Here is a 16,039-nt window from a genome sequence, read left to right as displayed (position 1 = left end):
CATGAGCTTATGCGTTTAAAGCCCAATAAATTACCCTATTTTCAGAAGGGTCTGCGTGCTATGTTCCTTATCCAATCTGCTTTTTAGCTTCTTTGTCACCCCTTCAGGTATTGTAGTCTGGGCTTTCGCGTCATTTTGAATGGTATGTTTATTTACGCCCTGTTGTACTAGGCTGATTTTAGCCTTATAGATTATGAAAGCATTGAGCGCTGGTGATAGATAATTTTTAGTGCTTATCTTTTAGTCAATATTAAAGTGACTTATTGTCAATATATAAGCAGAGCAATTAAAGGTGGATAAGTTGGCATCAAAAGATGGTAACATGAACAATCATTTTTCTAATGCTACCAATATGAAGCTATTGAAGATTTCCAAATTAAGTATGCCATTACTAACCCTCGCATTGTTATGGTGGGTAGCTCCACAAGCGAATGCAGCGCTTCTAGTGGGTAACAGAAATGACAACTCAGTTTTGCGATATGATGATGAAACTGGGAAATTTATTGATACATTCATACCTTCTGGTAGCGGTGGATTAAACGTAACAGTGGGTTTTGCTGTTGGTTCAGATCAAAATTATTATCTCAGCAATTTCGCGGGTAGTAGTATAGAACGATATAACGGAAAAAATGGAGATTTTATTGATAGTTTTGTTCCTAAAAATAGTGGTGGATTAAAACTTCCTCAAGATTTGGCTTTTGGGCCTGATGGCAACCTCTATGTTGCTGGAACGGTGAACGGTACCACTAATGCCATTCTGCGTTATGACGGCAAGACTGGAACTTTTATAGACACTTTTATCTCATCTGACGAAATAGATCCTGCTGCACCATTTAGTTTGACCTTTGGATCAGATGATAATATATATCTCAACAGTGCTATCACTGGTACTATCAAGCGTTATGACGGTAAAACAGGAGCTTTCATTGATAACTTTACCCAAAGCAAACCAGGATCTATACCAGGAAGCTTAACTTTTGGACCAGACGGCAATCTCTACGTTGCTGATTTTAAGACTAACGATATAGCACGCTATAACGGCAAAACAGGAGAATTTATTGATTTTTTTGTTACTAGTAATAGCGGTGGTCTTTCTGGACCTGTGCTGTGAAACAAACTTTTGGCTCTGATGGGAACCTGTATGTCGGTAGCATATTAACTAATAATGTCTTGCGCTATAACGGTAAAACAGGAGCATTTATCGATGTATTTGTTCCCGCAGGTAGTGGGGGTTTGAAAAAGCCAAGATTTTTGTATTTCACTAAAGATGCAATTGCAGTTCCCGAATCTAGAACTGAATTAGCTCTATTAGCATTTGTAGCTACCTTAAGTGTAGGTAAAGTAATCCGTCGTTTTCCAAACGATAATAATTGATAATTAGCTAGGACTTACGCAACTGGCACAGCGCGATCGCATTTTTATAGTATTTTACGTACTACAAAAAAATGGACTGCTCAGAAAATGTTTTCAATCAGTAATGCTAACTTTTTGCGGCAAAAGATAAATACCCCCAGATATTAAAGTCAAGGCGACAGAAATCCAAAAAGCGATCACAGAGGAAGTTTGCCACACTTCAGGTAGGGGTGCAATTAGAAGTGCGATTGCTACTATTTGACTAATAGTTTTGAGTTTGCCCCAAATGTTCGCCTTGGTAATTGTCGTTTGATTTACTCGCCAACCCGCAATCGCTGGTTGGCGAGTAAAGTTAATTGTAACTGCGAATAATTAGGGTGACGATTAAACAAACCGAAAGGAAACGTTGGCAGTTAAAGGGTCTGGTAGTAGTTTTCCTTGTGCTTGGTAATCTTCAATCAAAAGTTCTAGTACTTCCTCACCATTATTAAGAGCATCAGCGTAGGTATTTCCATGAGTGTGTGCATAGGGGCCAAACTCAGGTAGGCTGACAATGTACTTTTTATCTTCCATTGACCACTGAATTACAATACTATATTGTGGTTTCATTCCTGTTCTCCTTTTTCTTCTTCCTCTAGTTGTTTTATTTCTATAAGCGCATTTCTAACATCTTTTTCCTGATAACGATCTGCATCTGCTCCGTCTTTGCCAGATAAAGTGAGGCTATAAAGTAGCAAAGGATGACTCCATACTGTATGACTGCCTTTGCCGCTTCTATAAGTGAATCCAGCTTTTAAGAGTATTGCTTTTAGTTCCCTAATTTTTTTGGGCACTGTTATAAATTTCTGACGTAGCTACAAATATTTTGTCATGATTATCAGGAGAAATCTTAGACCGACAGGGACGAGACAGTAGATGTTTTCAATCAGCAGTGCTAACTTTTTGCGGCAAAAGATAAATACCCCCAGATATTAAAGTCAAGGCAACAGAAATCCAAAAAGCGATCACAGAGGAAGTTTGCCACACTTCAGGTAGGGGTGCAATTAGAAGTGCGATCGCTACAATTTGACTAACGGTTTTGAGTTTACCCCAAATATTTGCCCCGGTAATTGTCGTTTGATTTACTCGCCAACCAGCGATCGCTAATTCCCGCGCTAAAATCAAAAACACTCCCCAAGCCGGCACTTTTCCTAGTTCAATAAAAACCATCAATGGCGCAAGTACCAGAAATTTATCTACTAAGGGGTCAAGAAACTTACCCAACTCACTAATTTGGTTGAGTTTTCGCGCCAAATAGCCATCTAACCAATCAGTTAACGCCGCAACGATAAAAATCGCTAAATATATCCACCTAGCTTGAGGTGTGGGATTGTACAAGCCATAAAGCAGAAATGGTACACCTAGAAGGCGAGAGAAGGTAATCCAGTTGGGTAGAGTCACGTCGCTTCGCTCCAAATTCAAAATTCACGCATTCAAAATTCAATAATTTTTAATCCCCATAAATAAATTTAGTTGCCCTGTTATCAGGAAGAGGGCGGAGGGGACAAACTTACTACAACTTCTCTTTGTCTCCCCACTTTCTCCCTAAGCGTGGGAAAATCTGTTTTCTGTAGCTCTCCTAAAACAATACTATGACTGAACACACAGACTCCGAATTCCGCATCGAACGCGATTCGATGGGCGATCGCCAAATTGCTAGTAGCGTTTATTACGGCATTCAAACACAACGGGCGATCGAAAATTTCCCTATTAGTGGCATCAAGCCTTTAGCTACTTACGTAGATGCTGGATTGATAATTAAAAAAGCTACAGCAATAGTGAATGGAGAACTAAATTGTATTCCCCAAGATATTAGTCAGGCGATTGTGCAAGCAACTGATGAAATCTTAGCTGGCAAGTTCCGTGAGCAATTTGTTGTGGATGTTTATCAGGCGGGTGCTGGAACATCCCACCACATGAATGTCAACGAAGTTCTCGCAAATCGCGCCTTAGAAATACTCGGTGAAGAAAAGGGCAATTACAAACGTGTTAGTCCCAACGACCACGTTAATTATGGACAGTCTACCAATGATGTGATTCCTACGGCAATTCGTATTGGTGGTTTATTGGCATTATCTAAAACATTACATCCAGCAATAGATGGTGCGATCGCATCCTTAGAAAACAAAGCTGTAGAATTTCAAGATATCGTCAAATCTGGCAGAACCCACTTACAAGACGCTGTACCCGTGCGTTTGGGTGAGAATTTTCGGGCTTGGGCGCAAATTCTTACAGAACACCAAAACCGGATTTATACCGCCTCTGGGGATTTAATGGTGCTGGGTTTAGGAGGTAGTGCAGCCGGAACAGGATTAAATACTCATCCTCTGTATCGCGCTCGTGTAGTAGAAGTTCTCTCAGAATTGCTTGATACTCCTTTAGAACCTGCACCCCATCTCATGGCAGCTATGCAGAGTATGGCGCCATTTGTGAATGTTTCCGGTGCTTTGCGGAATTTAGCCCAGGATTTAGCCAAAATATCTCATGATTTACGGCTGATGGATTCAGGGCCAAAAACAGGCTTGAAAGAAATTCAACTGCCTCCAGTGCAACCCGGTTCCTCGATTATGCCAGGGAAATATAACCCAGTCATGGCAGAGATGACATCAATGGTGTGTTTTCAGGTAATGGGTTACGACAGTGCGATCGCTTTAGCCGCACAAGCCGGACAATTAGAACTAAATGTGATGATGCCGCTGATTGCCTATAACCTAATTCACAGTATCGAAATTCTCGGCAATACCATCGCCGCACTCACCGAACGCTGCATTGGCGGAATTACTGCTAATCAGGAACGTTGTTTAGATTATGCCGAAGGCAGTTTAGCTTTAGTAACCGCACTAAATACCCACATCGGTTATCTAAATGCCGCAGCTGTCGCCAAAGAATCTTTAGAAACTGGTAAATCCCTACGGCAAATCGTCCTAGAACAAGGATTAATGACTGAAGCCGACTTAGCCACAGTGTTAAATCTAGAACAAATGAGTGGTATCTTGCCCCTGAAGACAGAATAATAGGTTAGTAGGGCATGGGGGAGGCAGTGCGGTCTTGGGGTTTCCCCAAGTGGAGCAACTGCCGTCATGGGGCATTGGGCATAGGTTATTTTCATAGTCTCCCTCATCCCCCTCATCCCCCTCATCTCCCTATCAATACCATGCAGACTCAAAAATCATCTGTCAGTCTCATTCGGGCTACATCCTATGAAAAAGAGGCTTTACGGGAATCTTTAGTGATTCTCCTGGAACCTTTTGGAGGAATGGCAGCGTTTGTGAAAAAAGGCGATCGCGTTTTACTCAAACCGAATCTACTTACAGGATCGCGTCCTGGTAAAGAGTGTATCACCCGTGCCGAACTAGTTTATAAAGTTGCCCAAATGGTAATTGAGGTTGGCGGTAAGCCATTTTTGGGCGATAGTCCTGCTTTTGGCAGTGCCAAGGGCGTAGCAATAGCAAATGGCTATCTGCCTATTTTAGAAGAACTCAATCTTCCTATCATTGATTTTCACGGTCAGCGTTACCAAACCGTCAGTGACAATTTTAACCATCTGCGACTGTCTAAAGAAGCAATGGAAGCAGATGTAGTGATTAACCTACCGAAAGTGAAATCACACGCCCAGTTGACATTAACACTGGGCGTAAAAAACCTGTTTGGTTGTGTCCCCGGCAAAATGAAAGCTTGGTGGCACATGGAAGCGGGAAAAGATGCAAATAGATTTGGTGAAATGTTAGTAGAAACTGCCAGAGCGATTAACCCTGACTTAACCATATTAGATGGTATCATCGGTCATGAAGGTAATGGCCCCAGCAACGGGGAACCTCGCCAACTGGGCATTTTAGCAGCCGCATCAGATATATTTGCCTTAGATCGGGCAATGGTAGAAATCCTCAATGTTTCTCCTGAACAAGTGCCCACAGTTGCAGCTTCTCAAAGGCTAGGAGTTTGTCCAGAACTTGCTGCCATAGAGTTTCCGCATTTAAATCCTGATTTATTAAAAATAGAAGATTGGCGGCTACCAGACAAGTTAATGCCCATTGATTTTGGTATGCCCCGCGTAATTAAGTCTACGTTTAAGCATCTTTACACCCGATTTATCAAGGAACCAATCAGTGTTTATGGAAGGGAGTAGGAAGTGGGGAGATGAAGAAGCAGGGGAGACAAGGGAGACAAAGGGGACAAGGGGGACAAGGAGGTAAGAAACAAATTCCTATATCTCCCTTATCTCCCCTCCTCTCCCTTATCTCCCCCCTCTTCCTTATCTACCTTGTCTCTTCTTCATGCCCAATGCCCAATGCCCAATTTAGTGCAAACATCGTTACAGCAATTTCATTTATTAGCAGAGTAATCTGTAATTACCCTCCGATTGCTTAACCAGACCGCCCTATTATATTTAGTGGCGGTTTTTTTAGCTGATTAATTTGTTATACAATTTTTCGTCTTAGATTTTAATTTATCCAAAAAGCTATACGGATTTAGGATCTGGAAATTGAGATTAAGTATTTTGTTCAGATATCGAGGAAAGTTTGGTAATAACTCACTAAATGTCTACGCCACCTTCTAAAACTTTTTTTACTCTACCTTTATATAGATTGACAAAAGTGCTGTGATATCACATAAATTACAAAATTGAAATTATTAAATATTTGTTTAGTGATATCACTGAATCCATTCTGCCTTATACAGTTGATCTATCTGTATTTATTCAGTAGTTATCATTAGTTACAAAAATCATTCCTGCCTATTTCTTCTCTGGTGTCAAATATTTTTGTGTATAACTACCATATAACAATCAAAAGCACTGAATATCTATCAGTGCAATTGCGGTTTTGTGTCCTGTATCACAAATTAGCAATTTCAGTAAAATGACCTTATCAAAGGCATTTTAGGATGTTATAATCATGAAGTATCGGACAAATACATTTTGCTAATTAATCTTTAAGCAGCGAAAAAATGTTGTTTATGATGCTGTCAAAGTTGGCTTTGCGTATGCGAACCGTTACAGCATACAGGGAAACATCTGAAAATATTAATTACAAAATAAAACATGATTTGTTTACTTGTAACTTTGTATTAAGAAGTCTATGTATAAAAAGGCTACTATGACAGTTGTATAACTGGTTTAGATTGTAGAATGCTACACATTTTACAGTTTAAAAATAGCTAAAATAGCATTAATACTCTCACTCAGAGTGTAAACCTAGACAGTGTTACGAAGAACTTCAATTTTATATGAATTCAAATAGCCAGTCTGCCAATGCCGATACATATTCCCAACGTTTGGCAGACATTGTGGGAACTGCGATCGCTCTGTTGACTCTTACCCTACCCGTATTTGTCATCGCCCACTATTCTTCAACTAATGTTCAAAATAACCAGCAACCACTGATCCAAAACATACAAGGAAATCAAGATTGATCGAGCTTCCCAGTCGCATTTCCTCATGAGGATATCTACAAAAAAGCAGAACGCTGATTTTGTAGACAATCTCTGTAGATGTGGGTGTAGTTCGTCAAGAATAAGCTAAATCTGGATTGTGTGACTCCAGATTTCAGTTGTCTAAACTCCAGTTAGGACAAAAATCCCTCTAACAGCAATTAAAGGCGGAGGATATCTATAATACCCTCTTGGAAAAAGCGTTGCGAAGTTTGCTCGTAACGCTTTTTCTATTTTTTGGCTAATTCAAGGGAATAGGTTACAGGTTATAGGTTACAGCTAAAAGTTTCTTCCCCAGTCCCCTATCCCCAGTGATGCACTGAGTTTCGACTGCGCTCAACTACCGCTTGTCGTTGGCGCAGCCTAAGAAGAGAAGTGTCCCCAGTCCCCTATGCCGTAGAACAAATACCTTGGGAAGAGATCCATATTGCCCTAAAATTCTACACGGGGAGCGAAGCTGACTGAGTGCCCCCGTGATTCACTGTTATCAGAGGAGTTTTTTGTGGACTTATCTCGTATTCCTGCCCAACCAAAACCGGGTCTAATCAACGTTCTGATTGAAATTACTGGCGGAAGTAAAAATAAATACGAATACGACAAGGAACTAGAAGCTTTTGCTCTAGACCGAGTACTTTATTCCTCGGTACAATATCCTTATGACTACGGCTTTGTACCCAATACTTTGGCTGATGATGGCGATCCCCTAGATGGTATGGTCATAATTGACGAGCCGACCTTTCCCGGCTGCGTTATTGCTGCGCGACCGATTGGCTTCTTGGAGATGATTGACGGTGGCGATCGCGATGAAAAAATCCTTTGTGTTCCTGACAAAGATCCGCGCTACACTCAAGTAAAATCCCTGAAAGACTTAGCGCCACACCGCTTAGATGAAATTGCTGAATTTTTCCGTAGTTATAAAAATTTGGAAAAAAAGGTGACTGAAATTCTCGGTTGGCAAGATGTAGACAAGGTTGCAGCTTTAGTAGAAAAATCCGTCAAAGCTTATAGAGGATAATAGAGAAGTTAGGAGTTAGGAGTTAAGAGTTATGAATTTTTATTCCTAACTCCTCACTCTAATTACTTTCGCTTTTTACGGATCGCAAAAACTGCCACCAAACCCAAACCAGAATGCAGCGTACTCTCCTTTTGGCAAAAATTCATAACTGCACCCTTACGGGGGCAAATATCAACTACGTGGGTAGTATCAGCATTGATGAAATCCTTTTGGAAAAAGCTGGTATCTTACCTTATGAGCAGGTGCAAGTAGTTAATAGTGCCAACGGTCAGCGCTTTATTACTTATGCGATCCCCGCTTTAGCTCATTCAGGAATAATTGAGCTAAATGGAGGTGCGGCACGTCTAGGCATTATTGGCGATCGCTTGATTATAATGACTTACGGGCAGTTCACTCCAGAAGAGTTAAAAAGTTACTCTCCTACGGTAGTCATTGTGGACGAAAAAAACAGGCTGTTAGAAGTGCGGCGCTACGATGACCTGCTCAGTAAGGTCTAATTTCAAGGAAAATGTCAAATTTTGAGTTGTCGGATTCCCAGAGCTACATAAGAGAAAAGTCATCTACCCTGCCCAGTAGCCCAGCAGGTGAATTTATCGTGCAATTCTGGGGTGTCAGAGGTTTGATTCCCACTCCCAGTAGCAACACCAATCGTTATGGTGGTAATACCGCTTGTGTCGAAATACATGTAGCTGGGAAACGCTTGATTTTTGATGGTGGTACTGGCTTACGTATACTGGGTAAAACTTGGCAAGAAGTGCAACAGCCACTAGAAGCCCATTTATTTTTTACTAACTGCCAATCAAACCGAATTCAAGGGTTTCCCTTTTTTGCTCCCGCATTTATTGGGGAAAATTGCTTCCATATTTACGGCACAGCTGCCTCAAATGGAGCCTCAATCAAACAATGTCTGTACGATCAGATGCTCCAGCCGCACTTTCCTTACCCTTTACAGGTAATGCAGTCAGAATTGCAATTTTACAATCTGACCCCAGAAAGTGACGTAAAGTTAGATGATGTTACCATTACAACTGCATTAATTAATCAAACTCAGCGGTCAGTTGGCTACCGAGTTAGTTGGCAAGAGTATAGTGTTGCTTACATCACAGATTTGCACCAGAATGCCGATCAAGTGGAGCGAGAGCGGATTTTACAGTTCATTCAAGGCGTTGACTTACTGATTGCCAATGCCACTTACACTCCCCCCACGTCTCACAACCATGACTCTGCGGATTTACTCTGGCAAGCTGCGGTGAATGCAGCTCTGAGTGCTGGCGTTCAACGGCTAGCTATTTCTCATCATCACCCAGATGACCATGATGATTTTCTTGACCAGGTTCAAGTCGATATTAAATCTGCTTTTCCTCAAGCAATATTAGCCCATGAAGGTCTAGTATTAGCTGTTGGTAAGTGATTTAGAGTCGTTATAGCGATCGCCTAAGTTATGTTTAGGGTCATAGCTCTGACTAGGGAAGGAAGTTTCGCAGCACTGGTAGCCCTAAACCTTTACTACAAGTGATTGGCAGCCTTTATAAAAGAGCCGTTTTATCTGTTTTTCTGAGATCAGGCAGGCTTTTTTTTCAGAGTATATACTCTACTCTGTACAAACTAAACCCAAATTATACAGATATCAGCTCAATCCTAAAAAAGCTCAACGTTATATCAATATATATAGTCACTAATTACACGTAATGGCTCATACGTGGAATAGGATTTCTTACTAAAGATGTTCTTCTTTAACCCCACCACCGTGATACATCTTGGATGGCAAAAGCTGTATTTTTTACTGCTTATCGACCACCTAAAGTAAATATCACAGGAGTTAATGCGTTCATATCACTAAGTAAGTTTGGGCGAGTGTGAACAGATAAGATGTGAAGGGTATCTCGCCAGGAAGCAAAAAGTCGAGTTTTCTGTATTTGTGAAAGTTTATCAGCTAAACTACTTAGGGCATTGGCGCGATGTTCCTTATCCTGAATCTCCCTAGCAGCTGCCAGTGCCTTGCTTAACAAGTCAGATGGCAGTTTTTCTGTCAAACTACTTAGAACTTTAGCGCGCTCCGACTCAGGCTGAATCTCCCTAGCAACCGCCAGTGCCTCTGGTAACAATTCTGGCAATAGAGTCGCCAAACTACTTAGAACTTTGGCGCGCTCCGACTCAGACTGAATCTCCCTAGCAGCAGCCAATGCCTCGCTTAACAAATCAGTTGGCAATTTATCAGCCAAACTACTTAGGGCAATGGCGCGACAAAACTCAGACTGAATCTCCCTAGCAACCGTCAGTGCCTCTGATAATAAATCAGGTGGCAGTTTATCAGCCAAACTACTTAGAGCCTGGGCGCGCCCTAACTCAAACTGAATCTCCCTAGCAACCGCCAGCGCCTCTGGTAACGACTCAGGTGGCAGTTTATCAGCAAAAATACTCAGGACGAAGGCGCGATTTAACTCAATCAGAACCTTCCTAGTAGCCGCCAGTGCCTCTAGTGACAATTCTGGCAGTTTCTCAACCAAAAGACCCAGGGCAAAGGCGCGACCATAGTCATGCTGAATCTCCCTAGCAGCTGCCAGTGCCTCAGGTAACAGTTCTGGCAGTTTCTCAGCCCAACTTCTTAGGGCATTGGCGCGCCCTAACTCAGACTGAATCTCCCTAGCAGCCGTCAGTGCCTCAGGTAACAGTTCTGGCAGTTTTTCAGCCAAACTTTTTAGGGCAAAGGCGCGTATCCATTCTGGCTGAATTTCCCTAGCAGCCGTCAGTGCCTCGCCTAACAAATCAGTTGGCAGTTTTTCAGCCAAACTACTTAGGGCATTGGCGCGAGCAAAGTCATCCTGAATCTCCCTAGCAGCCGTCAGTGCCTCGCTTAACAAATCAGTTGGCAGTTTCTTAGCCAAAAGACTTAGGGCATTGGCGCGAGCATTGTTATCCTGAATCTTCCTAGCAGCCGTCAGTACCTCAGGTAACAGTTCTGGCAGTTTCTTAGCCAAAAGACTTAGGGCATTGGCACGAGCATTGTTATCCTGAATCTTCCTAGCCGCCGCCAGTGCTTCTGGTAACAATTCTGACAGTTTCTCTGCCAGAAGACACAGAGCATTGGCGCGCTCCAACTCATCCCGAATTTCTCTAGCAGCCGCCAGTACCTCGCTTAACAAATCAGGTGGCAATTTATCAGTCAATCTACTTAGGACATTGGTGCGCTCTGACTCAGACTGAATCTCCCTAGCAGCCGCCAGTGCCTCTGGTAACAGTTCTGGCAGCTTTTCTGCCAATCTACTTAGGACATCGGCGCGCTCTGACTCAGACTGAATCTCCCTAGCAGCCGCCAGTGCCTCTGGTAACAGTTCTGGCAGCTTTTCTGCCAATCTACTTAGGACATCGGCGCGCTCTGACTCAGACTGAATCTCCCTAGCAGCCGCCAGTGCCTCTGGTAACAGTTCTGGCAGCTTTTCTGCCAATCTACTTAGGACATCGGCGCGCTCTGACTCAGACTGAATCTCCCTAGCAGCCGCCAGTGCCTCGCTTAACAAATCAGGTGGCAATTTATCAGCCAAACTTCTTAGAACATCGGCGCGATATCTTTCATCCTGAATCTCCCTAGCAGCCGCCAGTGCCTCGCTTAACAAATCAGGTGGCAATTTATCAGCCAAACTTCTTAGAACATCGGCGCGATATCTTTCATCCTGAATCTCCCTAGCAGCCGCCAGTGCCTCGCTTAACAAATCAGGTGGCAATTTATCAGGCAAACCCTTAAGAGCCTGGGCGCGCAATCCCTCATCCCGAATCTCCCTAGCAGCTGCCAGTGCCTTTGGTAACAGTTCTGGCAGCTTTTCTGCCAATCTACTTAGGACATCGGCGTGTGCCGACTCATACCGAAGCTCTCTAGCAGCCGCCAGTACCTCGCTTAACAAATCAGGTGGCAATTTATCAGCCAAACTTCTTAGGACATTGGCGCGAGCAAAGTCATCCTGAATCTCCCTAGCAGCCGCCAGTGCTTCTGGTAACAGTTCTGGCAGTTTCTCAGCCAACCCCCCTAGAGCCTCGGCGCGATATCTCTCATCCTGAAACTCCCTAACAGCCGCCAGTGCCTCGCTTAACAAATCAGGTGGCAATTTATCAGCCAAACTTTTTAGGGCAGTGATGCGATTCCACTCATCCCGAATCTCCCTAGTAGCCGTCAGTGCCTCAGGTAACAGTTCTGGCAGTTTTTCTGCCAATCTACTTAGAACTTGGGCGCGCTCCCACCCAGGCTGAATCTCCCTAGCAGCTGCCAGTGCCTCAGGTAACAATTCTGGCAGTTTTTCTGCCAATCTACTTAAGGCATCGGCGCGATGTCTCTCATCCTGAATCTCCTTAGCAGCCGCCAGTGCCTCAGGTAACAATTCTGGCAGTTTTTCTGCCAATCTACTTAGAACTTGGGCGCGCTCCCACTCAGGCTGAATCTCCCTAGCAGCCGCCAGTGCTTTCAAGAGTCCTAATTCTTTTAGGTTTGGTGGCAAATGATTGGCTAGCTGTGTAAGCAAGTTTGCTTTCTGTGCTGGATTCGAGCTTTGTAGCACGTAAGCAAGTCCTTGCTCAGGAGTCCACACATTTTTTTGTATCAACGCCAGAAGCAATTCTACTGGTAAATTAGCTGATAGACTATTAAGGGATGCAATAATCAAAGCATAGCGGCACTGCAACCCAATAACTTGAGGCAGGGTTGCTTCAGTCCAGGAGTCTTCTACCAATTGCCAAGCACGTGCAACATCAGTGACAAAGTTGGCAGTTTGTCCCAAGCGCTCGCACGCTTCATACCAACCATTAGCTCCTGTTTTTGACTCTTCACGCAATAATTCGTGAATTTCTTCTACCTTTTCAGCTTTTTCCAAATGCCATACTAGATGCTGGTGGATATAACCGTCCGATGGAAGGGTATGCCACAAACCATCTTGGTTTTTTTGTCGGTATTTCTCCACAAAGGTGGCATGAGCATGAGTAAGAGTTATACCTAGCCCTGGTAAATCACCTCGACGCTTAGGTGTTGGAGGAGAAGTTAATAGATTGCGTGCTAAATCGCTGAATAAGTCATGTAAACGATAGGTTGGTGTTCCATCTACCAAAGGGACACCAGACAATAACAGTGCTTTTGAGTGCAAGTAGCCCAACTCATCAGCTGCATCGCGCTCATCATCCATATCCCACAGCGTTACAGCCATTTGCCCAGTAATAGTTAGATCCTCCGGTAATATTCCCAGCCAGATGTAATTTTCTCGCGTATCATCTGACAATCGCTGTATGCTCAAATTTAATGAAGCAGTTAAACTGAGTCTTTTTAAGCAAGCTTCATCCGCCGCATCTCTGGCTGCTTTATCATCGACTGTTCTTAAACGGGCTACCTCTTTTTGCATATCCTGCACAAGAACTGTCCAAGAAATACCACCAGCAACTTGAGCAGCTGCTAGTTCCAGTGCCAATGGCAAGTAACCAAGCTCTTTCGCTAAAACTTCAGCCGACCGAGTTTCTATGTCAGTGAGGTTACGTCCTAATTTCTTGGTCAGCAGTTCCATAGCTTGGGATGGCTGCATCACATCCAGAGAATATTTGCTGGCTCCGAGAACCTGGGCGATTCCTGCTTCGCGGGTTGTTACCAAAACTTGACAACGCGCTCCACCAACATTAAATGCTTGTGCATCCTCTGGATTCCAAGCATCATCTACTACTAGCAGCACAGCTTTGTCATACAGCAGTGTACGCAGTTGATTGGAAGCTGCTTCAACGCATGTGGCTTTAAAGTTGTAGTCCCCCAATGCCTGTACCCAGCCACTAAGCAAGGATAGAAGATTAGGCTGTTGACCTAAAGTTGCCCAGAGAATACCATGACAAAAGTGAGTTTGTACTTCTACCTCATGTGCCAAAGCAGCAGCTAAGGTCGATTTGCCTATAGAACCTAAGCCGTGAATAGCAGTCACTACCAAAGTACGGACATCATTCGACTCTGTAAGCAGACGGGTTTTTAGGTCTTGGCTGTATTCGGGACGGTCTACATAATAAGCTGGCAAGGGTGGTGCTTGAAAAGGTTTTTCCAACTTTACCCGTTCCCCAACGGGCGGCTGTAGTCAGGTGTTAGTGTTAAATGTAATATTGTGTCCAGTGCCACCCTGAATCACTGGCGCATTGGTGTTGTTAGCATTGTTCTGTTCTGCTTCTCCACCATAGACATTCTGAAGATTTTGACCTTGAATCTGACCAATATTTATTTCTTGCTGAATCTCATGAGCCAGTTTCTGTATCTCCTGGGTAAAATTTGGGTCAGATTTCATTACTGGCTGCAAGTAAGCAGCAAGTTTTTCTAAATCTGGCTTAGACCCTTTTTCTGCTAAAGCAAACGCATTAGCAGCCTCTTGGTTTCCATGAATCTTGTTCCAAATCTTGTCACGCAGCACTTTTATCTTCCCAAGAGCTGCTTCAGTGAATTTCTCTATTGTTGTCTCAAAAGCTTTAGTAAAAGCAAGAGTAACGATTACACCAGCAGTAAGCGGTTCCATGTACAACCTTCTAAGCGCAGGATTCTATCTATTTATTACCACACTTTCTCTGTTTTCAATTCCGCAGTCAACAAAAGGGCTAATACGTGTAATAAGTGACCGAAAGTATTCTAACTCCGTTAGCTCCCCCAATGCTTAGGTGTAGCCCGCTGTAGGCATCGCAACCCATCAATTCCAACTTATCAAAAGAGGAAACCAGTAGCACCGGAAACTGCGATCGCAGTTTCTATTCAAAGAGGATGTTTGAAAAGTCTAAATTTTTACTCGCCTTGGTTACTGGAAGTCGCGGCTACACGAGACGTTAAAAACCTTTATAGACTACACGCGCTTTGGGCACAGCATTGCTGTGCCCCTACTATTGCACACAATTAAAATTGGCTATATATGCCCCTACGACGCATTCTGCAACTCGGCTGTACGTACTGAAAGCTGCTCTGTCTTATTACCCCGTTGCACTTTCACCTTTAATACTTGACCAAGTTGACTGTCTTCCACAACATTCTGCAATTGTTCAGCACTGGTAATAGCTTTACCATCAACTTGAAGAATTACATCCCCGCGCCGGATACCCGCAGATGCCGCTGGAGAATTGGGAACAACTCGCATGACAAAAACACCATTGATTTCTGGTATCTGAATAGGAGAGTTGGGATCGGTGTTATTTTGCTTGGCAAGATCGGGTGTCAAAGTTAGCATTTGCACACCTAGATAGGGGTGAGCAACTTTGCCATCACGTTGCAGTTGCGCGGCGATCGCTTTGGCTTTATCAATAGGAATGGCAAACCCAATACCCATTGCATCAGGGCGAATGGCTGTGTTAATACCAATTACTTCACCTTGACCATTCAATAGTGGCCCGCCAGAGTTACCAGGGTTAATGGCAGCGTCTGTCTGAATAAAGTCCAAACGTTTGTCACTAATACCGACTTGGGCGCTGGAACGTTTGAGGGTACTGACAATTCCCAAGGTAACAGTATTATCGAATCCCAAAGGATTACCGACTGCGATCGCCCAGTCTCCTACTTGGACATTGGTGGAAGAACCCAAAGGCGCGACTGGTAAATCGTTACCAGCGTTAATCTTGACTACTGCCAAATCTGTGACTTCATCAATACCCTGAACTTTCCCTTCAAAGGTGCGGCCATCTTTGAGTCGGACTGTTACTTTATCAGCCTTATCGACCACATGAGCATTAGTCAAAACTAACCCGCTCTTGTCAATAATGAAACCTGAGCCTAAACCGCGTAACTGCTCAGAAGGTATCTGTTGGGAGAAACCCTCACCAAAAAACCGACGGAAAAAGGGGTCTTCCATAAATGGATCGACGCGGCGAGTAATTGTTCGCTCAGTATCAATGCGGACAACTGCTGTGCCCACACGATTTACTGCTGCTGTGACAAAGCTAGTACTACCGATCACAGTACTAGCTGGTGATTGCCGTTGAGCAATCAGATTTGAAGTATCTCCAGCAGTTATTGTGGGTGCTGGTTCGGCTTGGGAGGGTAACACCTGCAATGTGCTAACGGTTAGCAGAACTCCTAGCGCGATCGCTAAAACATGAGTAGTGAGTTGACGTAAAGACCGAGATATTTTGGGAAATCGCATAATCACAACCTAACTTATAAGCCTAATTGTTGCTTAGTCGTGACAAATCTATTTACAGTTATTTTTATTTCAGGTTTCGCCT

At 43.5% G+C, this 16,039-nt stretch carries 15 protein-coding genes; 8 read left to right on the top strand and 7 right to left on the bottom strand.

Going from position 1 to position 16,039, the window contains the following annotated elements; genetic code table 11:
- Positions 1 to 382: 382 nt before the first annotated feature.
- Both HWQ58_RS18840 and HWQ58_RS18835 read left to right on the top strand, forming a co-directional pair.
- Entirely contained in the window at positions 383 to 1,111 is a 729-nt protein-coding gene (locus tag HWQ58_RS18840) for a hypothetical protein (protein ID WP_292865771.1), read from the top strand.
- Positions 1,108 to 1,374, top strand: a complete 267-nt coding sequence (locus tag HWQ58_RS18835; RefSeq protein ID WP_292865768.1) for a hypothetical protein — start codon at positions 1,108 to 1,110, stop codon at positions 1,372 to 1,374. The genes HWQ58_RS18840 and HWQ58_RS18835 overlap by 4 nt, the downstream gene beginning before the upstream one ends.
- A gap of 93 nt (positions 1,375 to 1,467) precedes the next feature.
- Here HWQ58_RS18835 and HWQ58_RS18830 read toward each other — a convergent pair whose 3' ends face one another.
- The 4 genes from HWQ58_RS18830 to pgsA all read right to left on the bottom strand — a co-directional run bounded on the left by HWQ58_RS18830 (position 1,468) and on the right by pgsA (position 2,793).
- Positions 1,468 to 1,710: a CDP-alcohol phosphatidyltransferase family protein gene (locus HWQ58_RS18830; RefSeq protein WP_366838220.1), complete on the bottom strand. Its 243-nt coding sequence runs from the start codon at positions 1,708 to 1,710 to the stop codon at positions 1,468 to 1,470.
- 27 nt (positions 1,711 to 1,737) lie between these two features.
- Complete coding sequence (locus tag HWQ58_RS18825) at positions 1,738 to 1,962, bottom strand: type II toxin-antitoxin system HicB family antitoxin (RefSeq protein ID WP_292865765.1); 225 nt, start codon at positions 1,960 to 1,962, stop codon at positions 1,738 to 1,740.
- Positions 1,959 to 2,186 (bottom strand): type II toxin-antitoxin system HicA family toxin, encoded by a 228-nt coding sequence (locus HWQ58_RS18820; RefSeq protein WP_292865762.1) that lies wholly within the window; start codon positions 2,184 to 2,186, stop codon positions 1,959 to 1,961. The genes HWQ58_RS18825 and HWQ58_RS18820 overlap by 4 nt, the downstream gene beginning before the upstream one ends.
- Before the next feature lie 88 nt (positions 2,187 to 2,274).
- Positions 2,275 to 2,793, bottom strand: coding sequence for a CDP-diacylglycerol--glycerol-3-phosphate 3-phosphatidyltransferase (pgsA, locus tag HWQ58_RS18815; RefSeq protein ID WP_292865759.1), 519 nt, complete (start codon positions 2,791 to 2,793; stop codon positions 2,275 to 2,277).
- A gap of 191 nt (positions 2,794 to 2,984) precedes the next feature.
- Between pgsA and HWQ58_RS18810 the strand changes: the two genes are divergently transcribed.
- The 6 genes from HWQ58_RS18810 (at position 2,985) to HWQ58_RS18785 (ending at position 9,248) form a co-directional block, all read left to right on the top strand.
- Positions 2,985 to 4,406, top strand: coding sequence for an aspartate ammonia-lyase (locus HWQ58_RS18810; protein WP_292865756.1), 1,422 nt, complete (start codon positions 2,985 to 2,987; stop codon positions 4,404 to 4,406).
- Between the two features lie 140 nt (positions 4,407 to 4,546).
- Positions 4,547 to 5,518, top strand: coding sequence for a DUF362 domain-containing protein (locus HWQ58_RS18805; protein ID WP_292865753.1), 972 nt, complete (start codon positions 4,547 to 4,549; stop codon positions 5,516 to 5,518).
- 1,100 nt (positions 5,519 to 6,618) lie between these two features.
- A complete protein-coding gene (locus HWQ58_RS18800) occupies positions 6,619 to 6,804 on the top strand; it encodes a hypothetical protein (protein WP_094349221.1) in 186 nt (61 codons plus the stop codon).
- Between the two features lie 520 nt (positions 6,805 to 7,324).
- On the top strand, positions 7,325 to 7,837 hold the full coding sequence (locus HWQ58_RS18795; protein ID WP_292774781.1) for an inorganic diphosphatase: 513 nt from the start codon (positions 7,325 to 7,327) through the stop codon (positions 7,835 to 7,837).
- 113 nt (positions 7,838 to 7,950) lie between these two features.
- Positions 7,951 to 8,334, top strand: a complete 384-nt coding sequence (gene panD, locus HWQ58_RS18790; RefSeq protein WP_292729447.1) for an aspartate 1-decarboxylase — start codon at positions 7,951 to 7,953, stop codon at positions 8,332 to 8,334.
- Positions 8,335 to 8,345: 11 nt separating this feature from the next.
- A complete protein-coding gene (locus HWQ58_RS18785) occupies positions 8,346 to 9,248 on the top strand; it encodes an MBL fold metallo-hydrolase (protein WP_292865750.1) in 903 nt (300 codons plus the stop codon).
- A 376-nt stretch (positions 9,249 to 9,624) separates the two neighbouring features.
- Here HWQ58_RS18785 and HWQ58_RS18780 read toward each other — a convergent pair whose 3' ends face one another.
- From HWQ58_RS18780 to HWQ58_RS18770, 3 genes are all read right to left on the bottom strand, one after another.
- Positions 9,625 to 13,893, bottom strand: coding sequence for an NB-ARC domain-containing protein (locus tag HWQ58_RS18780; RefSeq protein WP_292865747.1), 4,269 nt, complete (start codon positions 13,891 to 13,893; stop codon positions 9,625 to 9,627).
- A 30-nt stretch (positions 13,894 to 13,923) separates the two neighbouring features.
- Positions 13,924 to 14,352, bottom strand: a complete 429-nt coding sequence (locus HWQ58_RS18775; RefSeq protein ID WP_292865744.1) for a hypothetical protein — start codon at positions 14,350 to 14,352, stop codon at positions 13,924 to 13,926.
- 390 nt (positions 14,353 to 14,742) lie between these two features.
- Complete coding sequence (locus HWQ58_RS18770; RefSeq protein ID WP_292865741.1) at positions 14,743 to 15,957, bottom strand: HhoA/HhoB/HtrA family serine endopeptidase; 1,215 nt, start codon at positions 15,955 to 15,957, stop codon at positions 14,743 to 14,745.
- Positions 15,958 to 16,039: the final 82 nt, after the last annotated feature.

The organism is Nostoc sp. LPT (assembly GCF_017115165.1).
Classification (GTDB): domain Bacteria; phylum Cyanobacteriota; class Cyanobacteriia; order Cyanobacteriales; family Nostocaceae; genus Nostoc.
Note: the sequence above shows the minus strand (reverse complement) of the source record. Positions and strands in the feature narration are given on the sequence as shown.

Bases quoted from the DNA above. Each gene is read 5' to 3' on its own strand.
- HWQ58_RS18840 (WP_292865771.1), top strand. From the start codon at position 383: ATGCCATTACTAACCCTCGCATTGTTATGGTGGGTAGCTCCACAAGCG.
- HWQ58_RS18825 (WP_292865765.1), bottom strand. From the start codon at position 1,962: ATGAAACCACAATATAGTATTGTAATTCAGTGGTCAATGGAAGATAAA.
- HWQ58_RS18810 (WP_292865756.1), top strand. From the start codon at position 2,985: ATGACTGAACACACAGACTCCGAATTCCGCATCGAACGCGATTCGATG.
- HWQ58_RS18805 (WP_292865753.1), top strand. From the start codon at position 4,547: ATGCAGACTCAAAAATCATCTGTCAGTCTCATTCGGGCTACATCCTAT.
- HWQ58_RS18800 (WP_094349221.1), top strand. From the start codon at position 6,619: ATGAATTCAAATAGCCAGTCTGCCAATGCCGATACATATTCCCAACGT.
- panD (WP_292729447.1), top strand. From the start codon at position 7,951: ATGCAGCGTACTCTCCTTTTGGCAAAAATTCATAACTGCACCCTTACG.
- HWQ58_RS18785 (WP_292865750.1), top strand. From the start codon at position 8,346: ATGTCAAATTTTGAGTTGTCGGATTCCCAGAGCTACATAAGAGAAAAG.
- HWQ58_RS18775 (WP_292865744.1), bottom strand. From the start codon at position 14,352: ATGGAACCGCTTACTGCTGGTGTAATCGTTACTCTTGCTTTTACTAAA.
- HWQ58_RS18770 (WP_292865741.1), bottom strand. From the start codon at position 15,957: ATGCGATTTCCCAAAATATCTCGGTCTTTACGTCAACTCACTACTCAT.